This window comes from Nostoc sp. S13 (assembly GCF_029379315.1).
Taxonomy (GTDB): domain Bacteria; phylum Cyanobacteriota; class Cyanobacteriia; order Cyanobacteriales; family Nostocaceae; genus Nostoc.
In genome coordinates this window covers 1-3500 of the sequence record NZ_JAQYWQ010000235.1, presented here as the reverse complement: position 1 = coordinate 3500, position 3500 = coordinate 1, and the positions used below count along the sequence as shown (strand labels likewise).

The 3500-nt window shown below is 41.8% G+C and carries 3 protein-coding genes; 2 read left to right on the top strand and 1 reads right to left on the bottom strand.

The window, feature by feature from the left end; genetic code table 11:
• Positions 1-170 precede the first annotated feature (170 nt).
• The gene (locus PUQ00_RS32625) at positions 171-1409 is read left to right on the top strand and encodes an NAD(P)/FAD-dependent oxidoreductase (RefSeq protein ID WP_300424141.1); all 1239 of its coding nucleotides are present in this window, start codon (positions 171-173) and stop codon (positions 1407-1409) included.
• An 80-nt stretch (positions 1410-1489) separates the two neighbouring features.
• Complete coding sequence (locus PUQ00_RS32620) at positions 1490-1675, top strand: hypothetical protein (protein WP_300424139.1); 186 nt, start codon at positions 1490-1492, stop codon at positions 1673-1675.
• Here PUQ00_RS32620 and PUQ00_RS32615 read toward each other — a convergent pair whose 3' ends face one another.
• Complete coding sequence (locus PUQ00_RS32615) at positions 1676-2704, bottom strand: catalase family protein (RefSeq protein WP_300424137.1); 1029 nt, start codon at positions 2702-2704, stop codon at positions 1676-1678. It lies immediately after the preceding gene.
• Positions 2705-3500: the final 796 nt, after the last annotated feature.

Sequence of the window (3500 nt, the reverse complement as noted above, 5' to 3'; positions counted from 1 at the left end):
GTTGACCACAAAACAAGAAAATTTGGTGGGGGTGCAAAAACGCCGATTATTCATCCACCAGTCGTACAGAATACCTTTCCTGTATTCTGACTCCTGACGACTGGCACCTTTATTCTGTTCGATAACAGCTAGCCTAGAGAGTAGGTGCTGTAAAAGAGACATTTTTGAAATTGTTACCGTTACAAATTGTAGTGATTGGGGGTGGAGCAGCAGGATTTTTTGGCGCGATCGCTTGTGCTAAAGTCAATCCTGATGCCCAAGTTACTTTACTCGAAGCCAGTCGCCAACCCCTAGCGAAAGTGCTAATTTCTGGTGGCGGACGCTGCAACGTGACTCATGCTTGCTTTGACTCTGAGGAGTTAGTGCAAAATTACCCTAGAGGTGCAAAAGCTTTGCGGGGTGCTTTGACTCGGTTTGGGCCTCAAGATACAGTAACTTGGTTCGCTGCTGGTGGAGTCTATCTCAAAACTGAAGCTGATGGCCGGATGTTTCCTGTTACCAATACTTCAGAAACCATTGTGGAATGTCTGATTAAAGCAGTGGCGACATCTGGGGTAAAACTCCGTATCGGTACGCATGTAACTTTAGTGAAACGAACCTCAGCAGATGGGGGGTTTGATATTCTTTTGAAGTCGGGAGAGACGATAAAATGCGATCGCCTACTTCTGGCGACTGGCAGCAGCCCTGTGGGTTATAAAATTGTCCGAGAGTTAGGTCATCAAATTGAACCGCCAGTACCTTCGTTATTTACCTTCAATATTCTCGATCAAAAGCTGAGGGAATTAGCTGGAGTTAGCGTTAACCCTGCCCAATTGCGGTTATCTACGGGCGGAAAATCCCCATTACAACAAACTGGCCCATTGCTAATTACCCATTGGGGTTTGAGTGGCCCTGCTGTTTTGAAGCTTTCTGCTTGGGGTGCGAGAGTTCTACACGAAAGCCGGTATCAGTCTAGATTATTGATTAATTGGCTGCCCCATTTGCAACAAGAACAAGTGCGAGAAAAAGTTTTAGCAGTTAAGGATGAATGGGGAAAGAAAGCGATCGCATTGCATCGCGGCGTTGACCTACCACATCGTCTCTGGCAATATATCATTACCCGTGCAGGGATTACCACAGAAGACCGTTGGGCAGAAATATCTAGTAAAACCTTAAATCAACTGGTGCAAGAACTTACTCAGGGACAATACTTAATCAACGGCAAAGGAGCCTTTAAAGAAGAATTTGTTACCTGTGGCGGAGTCAACCTCAAAGAAGTCAACTTCAAGACAATGGAAAGTAGATTAGTTCCTGGTCTTTATTTTGCCGGAGAAATCTTAGATATTGATGGCGTTACCGGTGGGTTTAACTTTCAAAGTGCTTGGACAACCGGGTATTTAGCAGGAGTAGCAATGGCAACTAGCAACTAGTCCGGCTACAGCGATTATGACAGCTTAAGAGAGTTATTAGTAAGGACTAAAGTGCTTACTACGGTTCTGGGCACTACTAATTGGGGGCTTTTTTAGCTGTTGCTTTTAACTTCGACAAGATTGTTGGTTCTGATTTTGGTGAACCAAGTAGCAGTATCAAGGCAACAATAGAAAAACCCCCAGTTAGATTCACTCAGTCAATCTCTACCCCGATTTCCTTTCCAATTGCGAGTCTGATTGAAGATGAAAAAGCATCTGATTACTAATTACGAGTTAGTATTAGGCTGATCTAAAATCTGACTATAAGGTTGAGGTTCTCTTAGGCGCTGTTCAGCATACTGATGGCGAAACTTCACAGCTTCTAAGTAGATTTTTTTCCGAGCTAAATTAATAATACCTAAAGGCTCATGTTCAGGTAAGGTGTGCCAAGGAGAGAAAGATAACCCCTCATTTAATCGGTTGCGTTCTTCAAAGTCAAATTTCTGAGCCGGAATTTTGACAGTAGCCAGTTTAATATATGGTGCATCCTCTTCTTTCCACTCTTTAGTGGGATCTTCAATAGGTGTCTTTTCGTCGTCTACAAAAAGCTGTACTAGAAAGTCAAAATTTGCTTCTTTTGTTTCTTGAGTGAGATATTTGACTACTGCTTCACGCAGATAATTTTCGGAATTAGGTTTTTCATCGGGAATTTCATCCGGTTGGTGTGGCTGAAGTGAGAACTTAATGACGTGAGAGCCAAGTTTATAGGGAGTCGTACTCCAGTATGGGATGAGTAAGGGATTCGCTACCTGTTTGCTGGCAGCAGCTTGGATAATTTCAAATACTGGTGCAAGCGATCGCAATACTTCTGGATCAGCCTGACCACTACCAACTTTCCCCAAATCAGCAAACTGTTGCAGGGTTCTGGTTATAAAAACTGGGTGACTAAGAAAAATAAAATCTTGTGTGTACTTCTCATCATCAAGTACCTTTTCCCCTTCTACCTCCAGAAGTTTGATAGCTAAACCGTGAATATCTGGTTCCAAGTCTGATCTGAATTTGCCACGTTTTTCAGGTGCAGAAGCATTAGATAACCGTACCCAAATTGGATAACTCCGTTTTTTGGCAAACACACCCACCCGCCAGGATTCGGGTATGCTGTCTTCGACAATGAATTCTCCCCAAACTAAACCATGACTTTTAGGATGTGTCTGGCGCAAGTCAGGCCCTTTCTGTGCTTGTTCTTCTAAGACACTTGCCAATATGGTGTCGGTTTCTGCTGACTGCGTGGCTAAGGATAAGCTCAAATCGCTCATACTTTTTTCCTTGAATACAAAATTTTAACAAATCAATACAATTTCAATACTGTGATGAGTATATAGGCTTAAAATATATTTATGAGAGTTTTAAGATTAACTTTATAAATAAGGCTTTAGGGACTTCCAAGAAATAAATTATCCAAATAAACGAACCACAGAGATACAGAGAGAAGAGAAATAGAGAGAGTTTTTGCGTCAGTTTTGGAACATTTTTTATTTGGAAGTCCCTTAAGGTGAATTCTAGTAATAAAATTACCATAACCGTTGGTTTCGACAACATAGGTATTTTTTTCATTAAAAATCACCTAAGTTAACATTCTTCTTCCCCAAGTGAGAACTAGTTAGCTGTATCCAATAGCAGTGCCAACACTTTCCCCCTGCCCTGTCCCATTTATCGGCTCAGGGGAAGTCCGCAGTTGTCGGGAGCAATGCGATGTCTAGTTTCAGGGGCAAAGAAACATAAAGGACAGATACAGAAAGTATTTTTAGGTAAGGGTGTACATTCTTCTCACTCAGCAATAAACTCAAGGATAGCCTCTCGCTGCCACTCATTGATTTTGATAAGTTGGTCGAAGTAAAACTAAAATTCCGATCCTCTAACAAGCTTTCCGGCACTACGCCCAAGTAAACCTAATATCTCCCTGTAAGTCCTTGGCAAAACTCCATATTTACTCTCAATGTATGGAATTTTCTTTGAGGTACATCCTTGTAGCTCTTGCTCATTTTTTACTATTCTACTAAGTAGCTCAACCTAATTAAATGTAAAACGCTCGACTTGGTACTGACCTTGTAT

Excerpts from the sequence above, each read along its gene's own strand:
- PUQ00_RS32615 (WP_300424137.1), bottom strand. The coding sequence starts at position 2,704 with ATGAGCGATTTGAGCTTATCCTTAGCCACGCAGTCAGCAGAAACCGAC.